Raw genomic sequence first — 15,330 nt, forward strand, 5'->3', positions numbered from 1 at the left:
CTTGCAGTGGTGACGGTGTATAGGGTGTATATCCGTTGCCAGGGTAACGGCCACTTACTGTTCCGCTTTTATTGCCCACTGCGCAATACCTGCGTTCGGCCAGCGTGGTTAATGGGGCGCCCCAGATCAACAACTCGCCGAGGCGGCCTGACAGCCGACCTGGCTCTTGCGGTCGTACACCCGTCAGGTCTTTGTAGTCTGAACTGTTGTAGCAAATCTGTATGGGCAAATCTGTGGGAGCAAAGCTTGCTCGCGAATACGCCGGCACATTCAATATTGATGCAAGCTGACCCTCTGCCATCGCGAGCAGGGGCCGGGAGAGTCAGGTTGGCTGTAAGGCCGTCTTCGCGAGCAGGCTCGCTCCCACAGTGGGGCCGGGTACAGCAGGAAGAGACAGGTCGGCTATAAGGCCGCCTCGGCGGGCCCACGGAGCAATGCCGGAGTGAGGGCATGCCGAGCCTCGGCGAGGCACCGAGTGGTGGGGCAAGAGCGTTTTGCTTACTTTTCGCCGGGCCGCGCAGGCTGTTCAAAAGTGAGCCGCCGTCAGGGCGGAACCCTAAGCAGCCGTTACCGCAGCAACGGATATACACACCATACACACCACACGCCCCCCAAAAAAAACAGCGCTTTCCCTTAAAAAAGAAAGCACTGTTTTTCTCAAGCAAACAACATCAAAGCCCGAAAGGCAGCGACGTCAACGATTACAGATCCTTAACGGTACGAACCTGATCCTTGTTCACACGAGTCTGCTTGCCATCCAGTTGCTCGAATTCATAGAAACCGCTTTCTTCGTCATACTTTGGCGTATCGACGGCCTGGATTTCGCGACCGTCATTCAACGTGATCACTGTTGGCGAGGCGCACCCGGCAAGGGTAGCGAGGCCCAGAGCGAGCATGAGAGTGGCGAGGGTCCGTTGAGTCATGGTGTTTCTCCGAAATGGATTCTTCAAGTTACTGACCTTCAGACGTATACAGCGCGCGCAAGTTCCTGGCTAGTGTCAATCTGACACGCCTTTGTGCCGGGCCAGTAACTCCGGCGTGTTCAGATTCGCCAGCCGCGGGTCGTCCGCCGGGCATTGCAACGCCACGGCGTGTAGCATGCGCATGATCCTGCCGGGGCTGCGCTCACCGTCGTGCCAGGCCTGCTCGAAAGCGCTGGCCAATGCCAGCGGAATGACACACAGCAGCGGTTCCCAATGCTCGCCGTGTCGCACCATCAGCGGTTTGTCCGAGTGCTGGCTGGCCGTTTCGCGCATGCTGCCGAGCAGGCTGGCGTCAATCCGCGGTACATCGCACGGCAGCACCAGCAACTGTGGATGGCGGGCCACCTTGAGGCCTGCACGGATGCCGGCCAGCGGACCGGGGAAATCGCCTTCATCGTCGTGGACCAATTGATCAGCGTAGAACGCGTAGCGTTCCGGGTTGCGGTTGCAAGAGATGATCAGGTCATCGCTCATCGCCCGGGTCTGGCGATGGAGGTGGGCAATCAATGGTTCGCCTTGCCACTCCAGAAGGCCTTTGTCCTGGCCGCCCATGCGTTGGCCGCGTCCGCCCGCCAGAAGCAGGATGGAACAGGGTGGCAGGTGCGTGTTTGTCATGGTGTGTCTCCGCACGGGCGAATAAAGGAAGCGCTGTGATATAACACCGGCCTGTTCCCCCTACAACTGGACGAGCCTATGAAAGCCAAGGCTGATGTACCTTTCGTGCCGCTCAATATCGCGGTGCTGACAGTCAGTGATACCCGTACCCTGGAAACCGATACGTCCGGGCAGGTCTTCGTCGATCGGCTCGCGGCGGCAGGCCACAACCTGGCGGCTCGGGTCCTGCTCAAAGATGATTTGTACAAGATCCGCGCGCAAGTCGCGAGCTGGATCGCCGAGGACGTGGTGCAAGTGGTATTGATCACCGGTGGCACCGGCTTCACGGGGCGTGACAGCACTCCGGAAGCCGTGACGTGCCTGCTGGACAAGCAGGTCGATGGCTTCGGCGAGCTGTTCCGGCAGATATCCGTGGCGGACATCGGCACTTCCACCGTCCAGTCGCGAGCGCTGGCTGGCCTGGCCAATGGCACGCTGGTGTGCTGCCTGCCGGGTTCCACCAACGCGGTGCGTACCGGCTGGGACGGGATCCTGGCAGAGCAACTGGATGCACGGCATCGGCCGTGTAACTTCGTACCTCATTTGAAACAGGCCGCGCCGTGTGAATCACGTGGGTAAACCAGGCAAGGCCGGAGCCTTGATGCCGGTCGAGGTGGCGTTGGAGCGTTTGCTCGAAATGGCGTCGGCCACACCGATTGTCCAGCGTGAGCGTTTGCCTTTGACCGCCGCGCAGGGCCGGGTCCTCGCCGAGGACCTGGTGTCGACCCTTGATTTGCCGCCCTGGCCCAACAGCGCCATGGACGGCTATGCCCTGCGGTTGGCTGACTGGAAGGGCGAGCCATTGATGGTGAGCCAACAGGTGTTTGCCGGACAGGCGCCGGAACCGCTGGCCGCCGGGACCTGCGCGCGGATCTTCACGGGGGCGCCGGTCCCGGCTGGCGCGGATTGCGTTGAAATGCAGGAAAACGCCGTGGTTGAAGGCGACCTGCGCGTGCGGTTCACCGAGCCCATGGTCAGTGGGCAGAACATTCGCCCCCAGGGGCAGGAAACCACCGCCGGAGAGCAGGTCCTTGCCGCCGGTACGCGCCTGGGACCGATTGAACTGGGATTGGCGGCCTCCCTGGGATGCGCATCGTTGGAAGTGGTGCGCAAGGTTCGCGTCGCGGTCTTGTCCACTGGTGACGAGCTGGTCGAGCCCGGTCAGGCGCTGGGCCCCGGCCAGATCTATAACAGTAATCGCGTGGTGCTGTGTGGTTGGTTGGGGAGCCTGGGCTGTGATGTCGTAGACGCAGGTATCCTGCCCGATGATTTGCCGGCAACCCGCGAACGTCTGGCGCAGTTGTCGGACGTCGATCTGATCCTGTCCACCGGCGGCGTGTCAGTAGGGGAGGCGGACTTCCTGGGTGTCGCCCTGCGTGAGGACGGCGAGTTGGCGCTCTGGAAGCTTGCCATCAAGCCTGGAAAGCCGCTGACGTTCGGGCATTACCGTGGCGTGCCAGTGATCGGTTTGCCTGGAAACCCGGCGTCGACCCTGGTGACGTTCGCACTGCTGGCAAGGCCTTACCTGCTCAGGCGCCAGGGCGTTCAGTCGGTGGTGCCGCTCAAGTTCAAGGTGCCGGCCGGTTTCGCCTGGCCAAAGGCTGGCAGCCGACGGGAGTACTTGCGAGGCCGGATGGAGAGCGGCCGAGCGATCATTTACCGGAATCAGAGCTCCGGTGTCCTGCGCAGCGCGGCCTGGGCTGATGGACTGGTCGAGGTACTCGAGGGGCAGACACTGGTCGAGGGTGACGAAGTGGGCTTTATTCCCCTGAGCGAAGTCCTGGGCTAGGCCCATGACAGCTGTCCTGAGGCCCGGGTCGGATGCCCGGGCCCTCACCTGAGTCGTTTCTATCCCGTGAGCAGCGACACCAACTGATCGAAACGACTGTTCGCCACCCAGCCCAGCAGACCAAGGACTACCCCCGCTGCGCCAGCCGAGTAGGCCAGTCGGTGGCGGATCACCTTTACGTCGGTGCGAATCTCATCCATGTCCTTGCGGATGTATTTGAGGTGGGTTTCCAGTTCAACGACGCGCGGTTCCAAATCAATTCCTCCAGCGGGGTGACTGCACTTCTTACAGTCGTTTTGAGCGTCGGCCCGTCCGCTCCCAAAGGGCGTGAGCTGAGCGGGTGACAGCTTGTATTCGCGGCTAGGCATGGGATGGGTCATCCCCTTGGCCAATACTTTCAGAGCCATTGATCGGGCCCCTGCGGGCCGTGACATATCTATCCATGGACTGGCACTTCCTTGTGTGGTGAGCGTTTTACCGGTCTGGCAAAACAGACTGCCAAGTTGTCTCAATACCGGTGAAGGGTCAATTGAGCTGATTCGCCAGACCTTGTAAGAAAACTCCTTGAATGCGGGAATACCGCTCGGGCAAGTCCCATCGCTGGCTTTGCCTGGGCAGTCCCAGGTGATTTTTCTACTAAATTGAGGCAGGTCGGGCTTTTTCGGTGCGATGAGTGGTCCCATTTCCTGAACCTTCCATTGACGGAGATAACGATGAGCAAAGGCAAGGCGCTGTTGATTCTGCATGGCAAGCAAGCGCTCAACGAAGAGGTTCGCGCGGCCGTGATGCGCAAGCGCGAGCAGGGCTGGGACCTGGCGGTTCGATTGACCTGGGAGGCCGGGGATGCTCGGCGCTGCGTCGATGAGGCGCTGGCTGCCGGTTATACGCAACTGATCGCCGGCGGCGGCGACGGGACCTTGCGCGACATCGCCGAAGCGATCGCCCTCAACTCGGCTGATGCCAGCCTGGTGCTGCTGCCGCTGGGCACCGCCAATGATTTTGCCCGTGCGGCCGGAGTCCCGTTGGAACCGGCGCAGGCCATGGAGCTATTGGACGTTGCAGCGCAGCCCGTGGACCTGGGTGAAGTGGGCGGCCGGATTTTTCTCAACATGGCCACCGGCGGCTTTGGCAGCCAGGTGACCGCGAACACCTCTGAAGACCTCAAGAAAATCTTGGGGGGCGCCGCCTACCTGTTCACCGGCCTGACACGATTCAGTGAGCTGAGCGCCGCTTATGGTGAGCTGCAAGGCCCGGATTTCCACTGGCAAGGCGACTTGCTGGCACTGGGCATCGGCAACGGTCGTCAGGCCGGAGGCGGGCATGTGTTGTGCCCGGAGGCGTTGGCCGATGACGGGTTGCTGGACGTCAGCGTCCTGCCGGCACCTCAGGAAGTGGTCGGTACGTTGAAGGACTTGCTGGCGGGCGGATTGGGCATCGACAACATGTTCGTGCGCGCCCGTTTGCCGTGGGTGGAAATCAAGGTCGCCCAGGGCCTGGATATCAATCTGGATGGCGAACCGTTGCAAGTCGACACGCTGCGCTTCACGGTGCGCCCGAAGGCGCTTCGCGTGCACCTGCCATCCGGTTCGCCGCTCCTGGGAGACCCGAGGGCGCTCAATCGTCCAGGCTGATGATTTGCTCGCGCACCGCAAACAGGACAAGGCCGGCCACGTCATGGATCTGCAGGCGTTTCATGATGTGCGCGCGGTGGGTTTCCACGGTCTTGATGCTCAAACTCAGGCCGTTGGCGATTTCCCGGGTGGATTTGCCGCGCACGATCAGTCGCAGTATTTCCAGCTGGCGGGCTGTCAGGTTGTGCGTCTGGGCGGGTGCGGGCTGATGTTTCTGGACGCGGGTCAGCGCCTGGTTGATCACGGTATGGGCGATAGCCGGGCTCAAGTAGCGTTCGTCGTTGCGCAGCGCCTCCAGAGCGTGTTTCAGTTCGTGGGCGGTGGTGTCCTTGAGCAGATAGCCATGGGCGCCCGACTCCAGCGCCTGCATGATCAGCGTCGGATCCGTGTGCATGGACAGGATCAGCACCTTGCTGAGGGGGCGTACCTGCTTGAGTTGCTGCAGGGCCTCCAGGCCACCGGTGTTCTTCATGGTGATGTCCAGGAGCACGATGTCGGGGTTCAACTGTTCCACCAGCTCCACCAACTGCGTGCCATCGTTGGCTTCGCCGATGATCGCGTAGCCGGGGATGTCCATGACCAACGCGCGTACGCCGGCCCTGATCAGGGAATGGTCATCGACCAGAAGCAAATTACAGATCAATGGATAACCTTATTCTTGCTGGCTCGTTCCAGGGCACGAGGCGCCCAGGGAAAACGTGCTTCGATGTAGGTACCGTTGCCGGGCTCGCTGGTGACATTAAGCGTGCCGCCCAGTTGTTCGACCCGCTCCGACATGCCCGCCATGCCGCGTTGACCTTCACGAGCGGGATGAGCGGCTGGAGCGAAGCCCTGGCCATCGTCGCTGATCTGCAGGGTCAGGCCGTCGGGCAGGCGTTGCAGGCGCACCAGCAGATTGGTTGCGCGGGAATGGCGCAGGATGTTGGTGACCGCTTCCTGGGTAATCCGGAACACCGCGACCGACATTTCTTCCGGAATGCCCGTCATGCGCTGTTGGCAATCGAGGCTCCATTTCAGCGGGGCGTTGGCCAGCGTCTTGAGCAGATGCGCCCTCAGGCTGGCTTCGAGCCCAAGGCTCGCCAGTTGCCTGGGGTTGAGGATCGCTGACACATCGCGGACCTTGTCGAGGGTTTCGCCCAGGGTGTCGCAGAGTATCGTGCACTGGCCCTGCAACTCTTCCGGCATTCGGCGTTGGAGCCATTCGCTCTGCAGTTTTGCGGCGGTCAGCAGTTGGCCGATGTCGTCGTGCAATTCACGGCTGAGTCGATGGCGCTCGTTTTCCTGGACCTCCAGCAATCGCTCGGCCAGTTCCTGAGGCTGGAACTTGATGGATTTGCTCGACAATCGATGACGGACCCAGACACAGGTCATGGCCGCGATGTTCAAGACCAGCACGCTCAGGGGCATCGCATGGGCAAACAGGTAGGTCAGCAGGCAGCCGAGGGCCGAGCAGATGCACAGCAATAAGGTGAAGCGGCGGGCATTGTCTCGGGAGGGAGGCCAGGTAATGAGGGACTTGAGGCTGGCGTGCATAGCGGATGGAGCCAATGATGTTCGCTGCGGGCAGGCCGGTCAGCGCATCTGACGGGCCGGGTCGGGTAAACGTTTCAGTTGAAGGTGGCTTCGGTTGGCGCTTTTCGGCGCATTCTTGAAGCAACTGAGGCAAGAGATAGTACCACTTCATGCCGCGTTGGTCGTGCCCGGCATTGAGCGCTCGACGCTGACATCAGGCCTGTTTCCGAGAGTAAGTCACCAGCGCCAGTGGGCGTGAGGCGGCCAAGGTCTCGCACGGGCTCTGGCCTACCTGAAACGCAAAGGCTTCGATCAGCGAGATCTGTTCGCTGCGGTCCAGGCCGAGTTTGCCGGTGGTGGGATCGACCAGTTCCAATTGCCAGGCCATCAGGGTGAAGCAGTCCTTCAAGGCGTCCAGGGCCTGATCATGCAGTTCCATGTGGTTCTGCGCGTGGCTGAGCAGACCATGGATGTGCAGCGAAAACTCTGAAATGGCTTCCAGCGCCAGGACATTGGCCTTGCCTGCCAGTTTCAGCAAAGTACTGAGCATGCAGTCGATCGCATCCTTGTCATTGCTGATCAATTGCAAATGGCTCAGGCACTCCTCCGATTTGGCCAGCAGCGTCTCGGCCTCGATCAGGAGTTCGGGAAGGCGCACATTCCAGTTGCTGCGATCGTTCGGCATGCTTATCTCCACAACATCATGTCAGGCGAAAGAAAACCGCGTACGGCAAACGGCTGGATCTCAAGGTCGACGACAGACGCATCCATGGCGAGATATCCGCGCCGTTCAACGGCGGCGAACTCGCGAACGGTTGTACGGATGGGATCAACCGAGAGGCTGAGGATCCGATGTCCTTTGGTCGCGCACAAAAGCCTGACTCCGTTCAGCAATGAGAATGGCGTCACATTAATGGCTATTGAATAGCGGGAATATCAGGTTAGGCCTGATTGTGCCTAGGGGAATCCCTTAGATAGGGAACAATGTACGCAAACCGAGGTCGCGCAGCGGGGGGAATAACGGATAAAAAACAGGAAGCCAGTAAAGCATGATGTTAATGTGATATCAATCTTCCGCGCTTGTATTTTATGAGGGTCAAGATCCCGCGCAGGCAGCCGATATCCCATTTATTGGATTCATCCGAACAAGCCCAGGAGTCATCGATGGCCGGCATTCTCGACACAGTAGATCAACGAACCCAGCTGGTGGGTGAGAATCGCCTGGAAATTCTCATGTTTCGCCTGGCGGGCCGACAGCTGTTCGCGATCAACGTATTCAAGGTCCAGGAAGTGCTGCAACTGCCGAAGCTGACGCTGATGCCGCAGCGCCATCCCTTTGTTTGCGGTGTGGTCAATCTGCGGGGCCAGACGCTGCCGGTGATCGACCTGTCCCAGGCCATCGGCATGCGGCCGCTGGTGCCGGGGCCGAACAGCACCATTATCGTTACCGAATACAACCGTTCGGTCCAGGCGTTCCTGGTGGGCGGCGTCGACCGTATCGTCAACATGAACTGGGAAGCCATCCTGCCGCCTCCGACCAGCGCCGGCCGCGAGCACTACCTGACCGCCATCAGCAAGGTGGACGACCAGTTGGTGGAAATCATCGACGTGGAGAAGGTCCTGGCCGAGATCGTGCCGTACAACGCCAAGGTTTCCCGGGACAAGCTCGAAGACCCTGTACTGGAGCGCGCGCGCGGGCGTGAAGTGCTGCTGGTGGACGACTCCAATGTCGCGCTCTCGCAATTGCGCGACACCCTGGGCCAGTTGGGCGTGAAAATGCATATCGCCAGCGACGGCCTGAAAGCCCTGAACATGCTCAAGGCCTGGGCCGATACCGGCGAGGTGATGACCGACAAGCTGCTGATGATCTTCACCGACGCGGAGATGCCGGAAATGGATGGCTACCGGCTGACCACCGAAATCCGTAACGACCCGCGCCTGCGTGGGCTTTATGTGGTGCTGCACACCTCGTTGTCCGGCAGCTTCAACGATTCGATGGTCAAGAAGGTCGGTTGCGACAATTTCCTCTCCAAATTCCAGCCGGACAAACTGGTTGACGTGGTGCGCCAACGCCTGATGCTGGGTTGAGGTTGATGGTGGTTTGCTTCGATGGTCAGCTCGTATAAGGTGGCCCTTTTTCGCCTCCAGGGAAGTTGACCATGTTGCGGCTGAGCGCGCTGTACCGTTATCCGTTGAAGTCCGGCAAGGGCCAGCCTCTGCAAGGGGTTGGCCTGGACAGGCTCGGGCTGGACGGTGACCGGCGCTGGATGCTGGTGGATGAAGGCACGGGGCGGTTCCTGACCCAGCGCGCCGTGGCGCAGATGAGCCAGCTCTCGGCCTTGTGGAACGAGGCGGGCGGCCTGACGCTCAGTGCGCCGGGCCATGGCTCCATTGATGTGCAACTACCTTCCACGCTTGAGGAACAACGACGCGGGGTGATCATCTGGCGCGATACGCTGCGGGTGCCGGATGCCGGCGACGAGGCGGCGGCCTGGGTCAGCGAATTCATCGGCAATCCGACGCGCCTGGTGCATGTGCCGGTGGAGCTGGCGCGCACGACCGCAGCCGGTTACGGCAAGGATGACGACAAGGTCGCCTTTGCGGACGGTTTCCCATTGCTGCTGATCGGCCAGGCTTCTCTGCAGGACCTGTCGAAGCGGGTCGGTCGTTCGCTGGAAATGCTGCGCTTTCGTCCCAACCTGGTGGTCGAGGGCAGTGAAGCGTTCGCCGAAGACGGCTGGAAGCGTATTCGTATTGGCGACGTGGAGTTCCGATTGGTCAAACCCTGCGCGCGCTGCATCATGACCACGCTTGATCCGCACACCGGCGAGCGCGACCCCAACCGCGAACCCTTCGCAACCCTGCAGCAATACCGCTCGACCCCGGACGGGGCGATGTTCGGGCAGAACCTGGTCAACGACAGCAATGGCCGGCTTGAAGTCGGCATGTCGGTTGAAGTGCTTGAGTAAACACTGCGCTTAATAAAAATGCCCGTGTCATTGGACACGGGCATTTTTATTTACGACCCGGACTCAGCTGCGGTATTCGCACAGGTAAGCGGTGTCGACAGCCACTTTGAGCTGGAACTTGCTGTTGGCTGGCACGTTGAACTGACTGCCGGCTTCAAAGGTTTCCCAATCGGTGCTATCGGGCAGTTTCACGGTCAGTGCGCCGGAGACGACGTGCATGATCTCCCGCTGGGCCGTGCCGAATTCGTATTCGCCCGGAGCCATGACGCCGATGGTCGCAGGGCCTTCGGCAGTGCCAAAAGCGATCGACTTGACGGTACCGTCGAAGTACTCGTTGACTTTGAACATGGGCCATTCCTCGAAAAAGGGGCTGGAAAAGGCCGGCCAGTATGCACAAGGCTTCAACGTTCGTCATCTGCCGGGCGGGGCGAGACTTATGCCGGCCCGTTGAACGTCAAACGACCCATATCCTGTGGGAGCCGAGTTTGCTCGCGATTGCGGTAGGCCAGCCGATGTTGTCGTCGACTGACACGGCCCCATCGCGAGCAAGCTCGGCTCCCACAGGTGTGGTGGTGTGACTGGCCTGGACTCAACCCGGCAACACCAGCGGCAGTAATCGTGCCGTGTTGCGCGCATCTTCCAGCGCACGGTGCTGTTGACCGCAGAATTGCAGGCCGGCGAGTTGCAGCGCGGCATTAAGGCCCAGGGGTCGTTCCAGGCGGCGGGCCTTGGCGAAACGTTGCTTGAGGTTCATGTGCGGTACCTGGCCAAGTGCGCTGTGCAGTTGCTGGCGCTGCCACTCCTGCAGCAGCTGCTTGCGGTCGTAGTCGCCCCAACTGACCCAGCCTCCCAGACTTGAGCGATAGGGCGCGAGCCAGCGTTCGAACGCGGGCCAGACGTCGGTCAAGGGCGCCGCGCCGTCGATGTTGGCCTGGGTGATGTGCGTCAGCTCGCGGCAGAACGACGTGAGCAGCGGGCGTCTCAGGGGACGCACGAAACGCTGGAAATGATCGACCTCACGCCCGTCACGGTTCACCAGCGTGGCGCCGATTTCGATAATTTCCATTTCGGTTACCGGCCAGCCACCTTCATCGGTGGTGGCCTCCAGATCAATCACCAGCCAGTGAGGCATTGCAAGGTTCCCGGTGTCGGCGTGCTGATGGGTTTGAGCGTAGTCAAACCCGGCGCATCCGCCTAGTGGCCTGTGTGACTGAGTCGTGCACTCAACGTCTGCGCCAGGGCTTGCCAGGCTGCGTTGCCATTCCTCGCCGTAGCGTTGCCACTGGCCTTGGGCATTACGATCGCCTGGGGTCGGTCCTGCAAGTACAAGCCGCCGGGGCGGGTGAGCAGCCACCGGTTGCTGCCGTCAAGGCGCCAGCGATGCGCGGTCTCCTTTTCGATGCGAACGCTTAATCGACTTGATCGGCGATGCTTTGCGGCACCGGTATCTGGATCTCCAGCAACTGCTGGGCGAGTGCTTTGCCCTGGGGGTCGATGCGCAGGCTGGCGACACCGCCGCCGGCGAGGGCGTTCTCCAGCAGGAAGTTCAAGCTGTGGCTGCCCGGCAGATACCAGCGTTCGACCCGGCCCAGCAACGGGTCGAGCACATGGCTCATCCAGTCGACCATCACTTCCGGCGTCAGCGCCTCGGCGATCCACGGCAGGTATTCGGGCTCACGAGCGATCACGCCGATGTTGCTGTGGTTGCCCGTGGCGCCGGAGCGCGCCACCGCCAGCTTGACCAGCTGTACGCTGGCATCGGCCCGGCCCTGGGGCTTGGGCAGGTCTGGCGCGACCGGCAAATCGGTGGTCTGCAACGCTTCGGGAACGGGCAGGGCGCAGGGATACCGCTGACCTTCCCATTCAATGTTGAGCGGGCAGTGGGTTTTGTCGATCAGGAACGAGAACAGACGAATCAATGGCGACACCGTCGGCCGACCGCCGACCAGCCCCGTCATCCCTGGCGTCATGCCGGTGGCGGCCAAGGCGATTTCCCGGGAAAACAGCCGCAGCGCCTGTCTATCCGGGTGCCGTACCGCCAGCTTGATCACCACTTCACGGCTGTCCTGGCGCTGGCCGTGCTGACCGTAGGTGGCTTCGCTACCCAGCAACTCGATGTTCACTTCGCTGTAGGGGGCCCAGCGCCGTTGACTGAACATCTGCGAGGTCCTGGCAATGATCGCCTGGCTGACCCGCTCGGCCTTGGCCACTGCATCGATGCCGGCGATCAGGCACGTGGCGGTGCAGCGAAAACCGTCCAGCCAGGTGGCGCAGACCTTGTATTGGTCGGTGGGCGGCAAGCCCCGGGCGCCGTGAATGCGCACCGCGTGCTTGCCTTGCTGGATCAACCTGACCTGGCTGAAGTCGCAGATCACGTCCGGCAGCAGGTAGCCTTGCGGGTCGCCAAGCTCATACAGCAACTGTTCGCCGACGGTCAGCGGCGTGACCAGCCCACCGGTGCCTTCGGCCTTGGTGACGATGAACTGGCCGTCGGCGCTGACTTCGACGATGGGAAAGCCGATGTGCTCATAGTCCGGCACCTCGCGCCAATCGGTGAAGTTGCCGCCGGTGCATTGGGCGCCGCCTTCGATGAGGTGGCCGGCCAGCGCCGCCTGGGCCAGTTTGTCATAATCGTGCCAGGCCCAGCCGAACTCGTGCACCAGGGCGGCACTGACCACGGCGCTGTCCACCACCCGACCGGTAATCACAATGTCCGCACCCAGGCGCAAGGCTTCGACAATGCCGGGCGCGCCGAGGTAGGCATGGGTGGACAGGCAGGCGGGCGGCAGCGGCTCGCCGCTGCACATCTCGCGGATGCCTTGGCCGGCGAGCCGTTCGAATTGCGGTTGCAAGTCATCGCCCGACAACACGGCGATCTTCAACGGTACGCCCGCTTGATCACAAACCGCTTGCAGCGCTGCGGCACAGGCCTGGGGATTGACCCCGCCAGCGTTACTGATGACGCGGATCCGGTCGCTGTGCAAACGCTGGAGCAGCGGCGCAAGCACGTCGACGAAGTCGGTCGCATAGCCGCCCAGTGGATCCTTCATGCGCCCCCCGGCCAGGCGCGACATCGTGATTTCCGCCAGGTAGTCGAACACCAGGTAATCCAGCGCGCCACCGTCGACCAGTTGCGCGGCGGCGTTGCACATGTCGCCCAAGAAGGTGCTGGCGCAACCGATACGGATCGTTCTTGGCATGAGGTTCCCTCCGGCAAGCGTGTTTCGAGACTACCAAGCAAGCGCTCGGTCTGTAAACGGCTGCGGGTTCTTGTGCCCAAGCGCTTGCTTGGTGGCCTGGGTCGGCTTAAATTGCCCGCGCAGTCCTGTTGATGGGGCGTGCTGGCCGCGCATGGGTTGATCGACCGTAGGAGAGAATGGGTGGACGAGCAAAGAGCCCTGGACGTGATGCATGAGCTGGTCGACAGCGGGCAACTGACCGACCCGCACAGCGCCCGCGGCAAACTGCTCCAGAGCGCCGCCCACCTGTTCCGCAACAAAGGCTTCGAGCGCACCACCGTGCGCGACCTGGCGAGCGCCGTGGGCATTCAGTCGGGCAGCATCTTTCACCATTTCAAAAGCAAGGACGAGATCCTCCGCGCGGTGATGGAAGAGACCATCCGCTACAACACCGCGTTGATGCGTGCGGCCCTGGCCGAGGCGGGCAGCGTCCGTGAGCAGGTGCTGGCGCTGATTCGCTGCGAATTGCAGTCGATCATGGGCGGCACCGGTGAAGCGATGGCGGTGCTGGTCTATGAATGGCGCTCGCTGTCCCAGGAAGGGCAGAGGCAAGTGCTGGCCCTGCGCGATGTTTATGAAAACTTGTGGCTCAAGGTGCTGGGCCAGGCCAAGGAGGCCGGGTATATTCGCGGGGATGTGTCCATCACCCGGCGTTTCCTCACGGGGGCCTTGTCCTGGACCACCACCTGGTTTCGCGCCGAAGGCAATCTGAGCCTCGGCGAGCTGGCCGAACAAGCCCTGATCCTGGTGCTTGAAGAAAAACAATAATGAAGCGGTGCTTTAAATGGCCGCATGGCTGGCTAAGCGGCTGAAACCGCCTAGCTTCATTGTATTGACGGGTACTTTTGGGGAGTGGTGATCTTGACGTTTGCGCCGATGGGGATGACTTCGCGTGTTCTGCTGGCTGCCCTGGCCACCTTCCTTGTGCAGCCTGTCTCGGCTGCACAACTGGTGCGGATCGGGGCGGCGCACTTTCCGCCCTATACCGTTCGCCCCGAGAACGGCGCCGACACCGGCTTGCTGCCGCAAATGGTGGAGGCGTTGAATCAATCCCAGGCTGTGTATCAGTTCGTCCTGGTCCCGACGTCGATTCCGCGCCGCTTCAATGACTTCAAGCAGGGCCGGGTCGACATGGCGATTTTCGAGAACCCCGACTGGGGCTGGCAGGACGTGCCACACACGGCCGTCGACATGGGCCTGGAAGATGCCGAAGTCTTCGTCGCCCAGCACCAGCCGGATCGTCAGCAGAGCTATTTCGCCGATCTGCGGGGCAAGCGCCTGGCCCTGTTCAGCGGCTACCACTATGCCTTCGCCGAATTCAACGCCGATCCCAAGTTTCTCGCCGGCCAATACAACGCCACACTGACGTATTCCCACGACAGCAACCTGCTGATGGTGCTGCGAGGTCGTGCCGACATCGCCTTGGTGACCCGTTCGTATCTCAACGATTATGTGTTGCGCAACCCGGAGGTGGGTCCACAGTTGCTGGTGTCCGAGCGTATCGACCAGGTTTACCACCATTACGCCCTGATCCGGCCACAGGCGCCCATTACCAGCGACGCATTCGCACAGATGCTGCAGACACTGCGCGACAACGGTCAGTTGCTGAAGATCTTCAAGCCCTACCAGATCGAGCTGGTACCCGCGCATGCCCATTGAAAGGGCGCATTGAATTCCCTTCCTTCCCTATTCGAACAAGGAGGTCATCCATGCCTTTTGCATCCCTTGACGGACGACCGCTTCATTACCTGGACCAAGGCCACGGCCCGGTGGTGCTGCTGGGCAGCAGTTATCTGTGGGACCACAGCATGTGGGCGCCGCAGATCGAGGCGTTGTCCCGGCAATACAGGGTGATCGCTCCGGATTTGTGGGGCCATGGCCAGTCCGGGCCGATACCTGGGGGCATGCGTTCGCTAGACGATCTGGCCCGTCAGATGATGGAACTGCTGGATTATCTGAGCATCGACGACGTCCACCTGGTGGGGCTGTCGGTGGGCGGGATGTGGGGGGCTCGCCTGGCACTGGCGGCGCCCACGCGGATCAAGTCGCTGGTGCTGATGGACACTTACGTGGGCGTCGAGCCCGAGTCGACCCGGCAGTATTATTTCTCGCTGTTCGACAAGATCGAAACCAGCGGCAGCATCCCCGAACCGTTGCTGGATATCATTGTGCCGATCTTCTTCCGGCCCGGTATCGATCCTCAGTCAGCGCTCTACCAAGCGTTCCGCGCTACGCTCGCTGCGCTGCCGGCGGATCGCCTGCGCAGCAGTATCGTGCCGCTGGGGCGGATTATTTTTGGTCGGGACGACATCCTCCCACGCCTGCCTGAGCTGGACGCCCAGTGCACTTTGGTGATGTGTGGCGACCAGGACAAACCGCGTCCGCCGGCCGAGGCGCTGGAGATGGCCGAGCTGATTGGTTGCCGCCATGTGCTGATTCCGCAGGCGGGACACATCTCCAACCTGGAAAACCCGGGGTTCGTGACCGAGGCGTTACTGGCGTTTCTGAGTAGCTGACCCATTGCCATCGCGAGCAGGCTCGCNNGCCTGCTCG

17 protein-coding genes are annotated in these 15,330 nt (G+C 61.5%); 8 read left to right on the plus strand and 9 right to left on the minus strand.

What is annotated here, in order from left to right; translation table 11 throughout:
• Window positions 1-701: 701 nt before the first annotated feature.
• Window positions 702-923 (minus strand): YgdI/YgdR family lipoprotein, encoded by a 222-nt coding sequence (locus J7E36_RS01255; RefSeq protein WP_214999102.1) that lies wholly within the window; start codon window positions 921-923, stop codon window positions 702-704.
• A gap of 75 nt (window positions 924-998) precedes the next feature.
• Entirely contained in the window at window positions 999-1,598 is a 600-nt protein-coding gene (gene mobA / locus J7E36_RS01260; protein ID WP_214999104.1) for a molybdenum cofactor guanylyltransferase MobA, read from the minus strand.
• A gap of 78 nt (window positions 1,599-1,676) precedes the next feature.
• Between mobA and moaB the strand changes: the two genes are divergently transcribed.
• The gene (moaB, locus tag J7E36_RS01265; protein WP_214999106.1) at window positions 1,677-2,216 is read left to right on the plus strand and encodes a molybdenum cofactor biosynthesis protein B; all 540 of its coding nucleotides are present in this window, start codon (window positions 1,677-1,679) and stop codon (window positions 2,214-2,216) included.
• A 22-nt stretch (window positions 2,217-2,238) separates the two neighbouring features.
• Window positions 2,239-3,426, plus strand: a complete 1,188-nt coding sequence (locus tag J7E36_RS01270; RefSeq protein WP_214999108.1) for a molybdopterin molybdotransferase MoeA — start codon at window positions 2,239-2,241, stop codon at window positions 3,424-3,426.
• A gap of 59 nt (window positions 3,427-3,485) precedes the next feature.
• Here the strand turns inward: J7E36_RS01270 and J7E36_RS25165 are convergent, their stop codons facing one another.
• Window positions 3,486-3,794, minus strand: a complete 309-nt coding sequence (locus tag J7E36_RS25165; protein WP_231286405.1) for a hypothetical protein — start codon at window positions 3,792-3,794, stop codon at window positions 3,486-3,488.
• A gap of 345 nt (window positions 3,795-4,139) precedes the next feature.
• Here J7E36_RS25165 and yegS point away from each other — a divergent pair, with 345 nt between their 5' ends.
• A complete protein-coding gene (gene yegS / locus J7E36_RS01280) occupies window positions 4,140-5,057 on the plus strand; it encodes a lipid kinase YegS (RefSeq protein ID WP_214999110.1) in 918 nt (305 codons plus the stop codon).
• On the opposite strand, the gene J7E36_RS01285 is transcribed toward yegS, so the two are convergent.
• From J7E36_RS01285 to J7E36_RS01295, 3 genes are all read right to left on the minus strand, one after another.
• The gene (locus J7E36_RS01285) at window positions 5,041-5,700 is read right to left on the minus strand and encodes a response regulator (RefSeq protein WP_214999112.1); all 660 of its coding nucleotides are present in this window, start codon (window positions 5,698-5,700) and stop codon (window positions 5,041-5,043) included. The two genes, yegS and J7E36_RS01285, sit on opposite strands and share 17 nt — an antisense overlap.
• Complete coding sequence (locus J7E36_RS01290) at window positions 5,697-6,590, minus strand: sensor histidine kinase (RefSeq protein ID WP_214999114.1); 894 nt, start codon at window positions 6,588-6,590, stop codon at window positions 5,697-5,699. Before J7E36_RS01290 ends, J7E36_RS01285 begins: the two co-directional genes overlap by 4 nt.
• Window positions 6,591-6,783: 193 nt before the next feature.
• Window positions 6,784-7,254 carry a hypothetical protein gene (locus J7E36_RS01295; RefSeq protein ID WP_214999116.1) on the minus strand — a complete coding sequence of 157 codons (471 nt, stop codon included), beginning with the start codon at window positions 7,252-7,254 and terminating at the stop codon, window positions 6,784-6,786.
• 479 nt (window positions 7,255-7,733) lie between these two features.
• Here J7E36_RS01295 and J7E36_RS01300 point away from each other — a divergent pair, with 479 nt between their 5' ends.
• Both J7E36_RS01300 and J7E36_RS01305 read left to right on the plus strand, forming a co-directional pair.
• Entirely contained in the window at window positions 7,734-8,657 is a 924-nt protein-coding gene (locus tag J7E36_RS01300; RefSeq protein ID WP_214999118.1) for a chemotaxis protein CheV, read from the plus strand.
• A 71-nt stretch (window positions 8,658-8,728) separates the two neighbouring features.
• Window positions 8,729-9,538: an MOSC domain-containing protein gene (locus tag J7E36_RS01305; protein ID WP_214999120.1), complete on the plus strand. Its 810-nt coding sequence runs from the start codon at window positions 8,729-8,731 to the stop codon at window positions 9,536-9,538.
• Window positions 9,539-9,601: 63 nt separating this feature from the next.
• Here the strand turns inward: J7E36_RS01305 and J7E36_RS01310 are convergent, their stop codons facing one another.
• The 3 genes from J7E36_RS01310 to J7E36_RS01320 all read right to left on the minus strand — a co-directional run bounded on the left by J7E36_RS01310 (window position 9,602) and on the right by J7E36_RS01320 (window position 12,738).
• Window positions 9,602-9,886: a pyrimidine/purine nucleoside phosphorylase gene (locus J7E36_RS01310; protein WP_214999122.1), complete on the minus strand. Its 285-nt coding sequence runs from the start codon at window positions 9,884-9,886 to the stop codon at window positions 9,602-9,604.
• Between the two features lie 241 nt (window positions 9,887-10,127).
• Complete coding sequence (locus J7E36_RS01315) at window positions 10,128-10,670, minus strand: exonuclease domain-containing protein (protein WP_214999124.1); 543 nt, start codon at window positions 10,668-10,670, stop codon at window positions 10,128-10,130.
• A 277-nt stretch (window positions 10,671-10,947) separates the two neighbouring features.
• Window positions 10,948-12,738 (minus strand): acyclic terpene utilization AtuA family protein, encoded by a 1,791-nt coding sequence (locus J7E36_RS01320; RefSeq protein WP_214999126.1) that lies wholly within the window; start codon window positions 12,736-12,738, stop codon window positions 10,948-10,950.
• A gap of 180 nt (window positions 12,739-12,918) precedes the next feature.
• On the opposite strand from J7E36_RS01320, the gene J7E36_RS01325 reads away from it, so the two are divergent.
• The 3 genes from J7E36_RS01325 to J7E36_RS01335 all read left to right on the plus strand — a co-directional run bounded on the left by J7E36_RS01325 (window position 12,919) and on the right by J7E36_RS01335 (window position 15,293).
• Window positions 12,919-13,545, plus strand: a complete 627-nt coding sequence (locus J7E36_RS01325) for a TetR/AcrR family transcriptional regulator (RefSeq protein ID WP_214999128.1) — start codon at window positions 12,919-12,921, stop codon at window positions 13,543-13,545.
• A gap of 114 nt (window positions 13,546-13,659) precedes the next feature.
• Window positions 13,660-14,436, plus strand: a complete 777-nt coding sequence (locus J7E36_RS01330; protein WP_214999130.1) for a substrate-binding periplasmic protein — start codon at window positions 13,660-13,662, stop codon at window positions 14,434-14,436.
• Between the two features lie 50 nt (window positions 14,437-14,486).
• Window positions 14,487-15,293, plus strand: coding sequence for an alpha/beta fold hydrolase (locus J7E36_RS01335; RefSeq protein ID WP_214999132.1), 807 nt, complete (start codon window positions 14,487-14,489; stop codon window positions 15,291-15,293).
• Window positions 15,294-15,330: the final 37 nt, after the last annotated feature.

This window comes from Pseudomonas fluorescens, from assembly GCF_018614775.1.
Classification (GTDB): Bacteria; Pseudomonadota; Gammaproteobacteria; order Pseudomonadales; family Pseudomonadaceae; genus Aquipseudomonas; species Aquipseudomonas fluorescens_BY.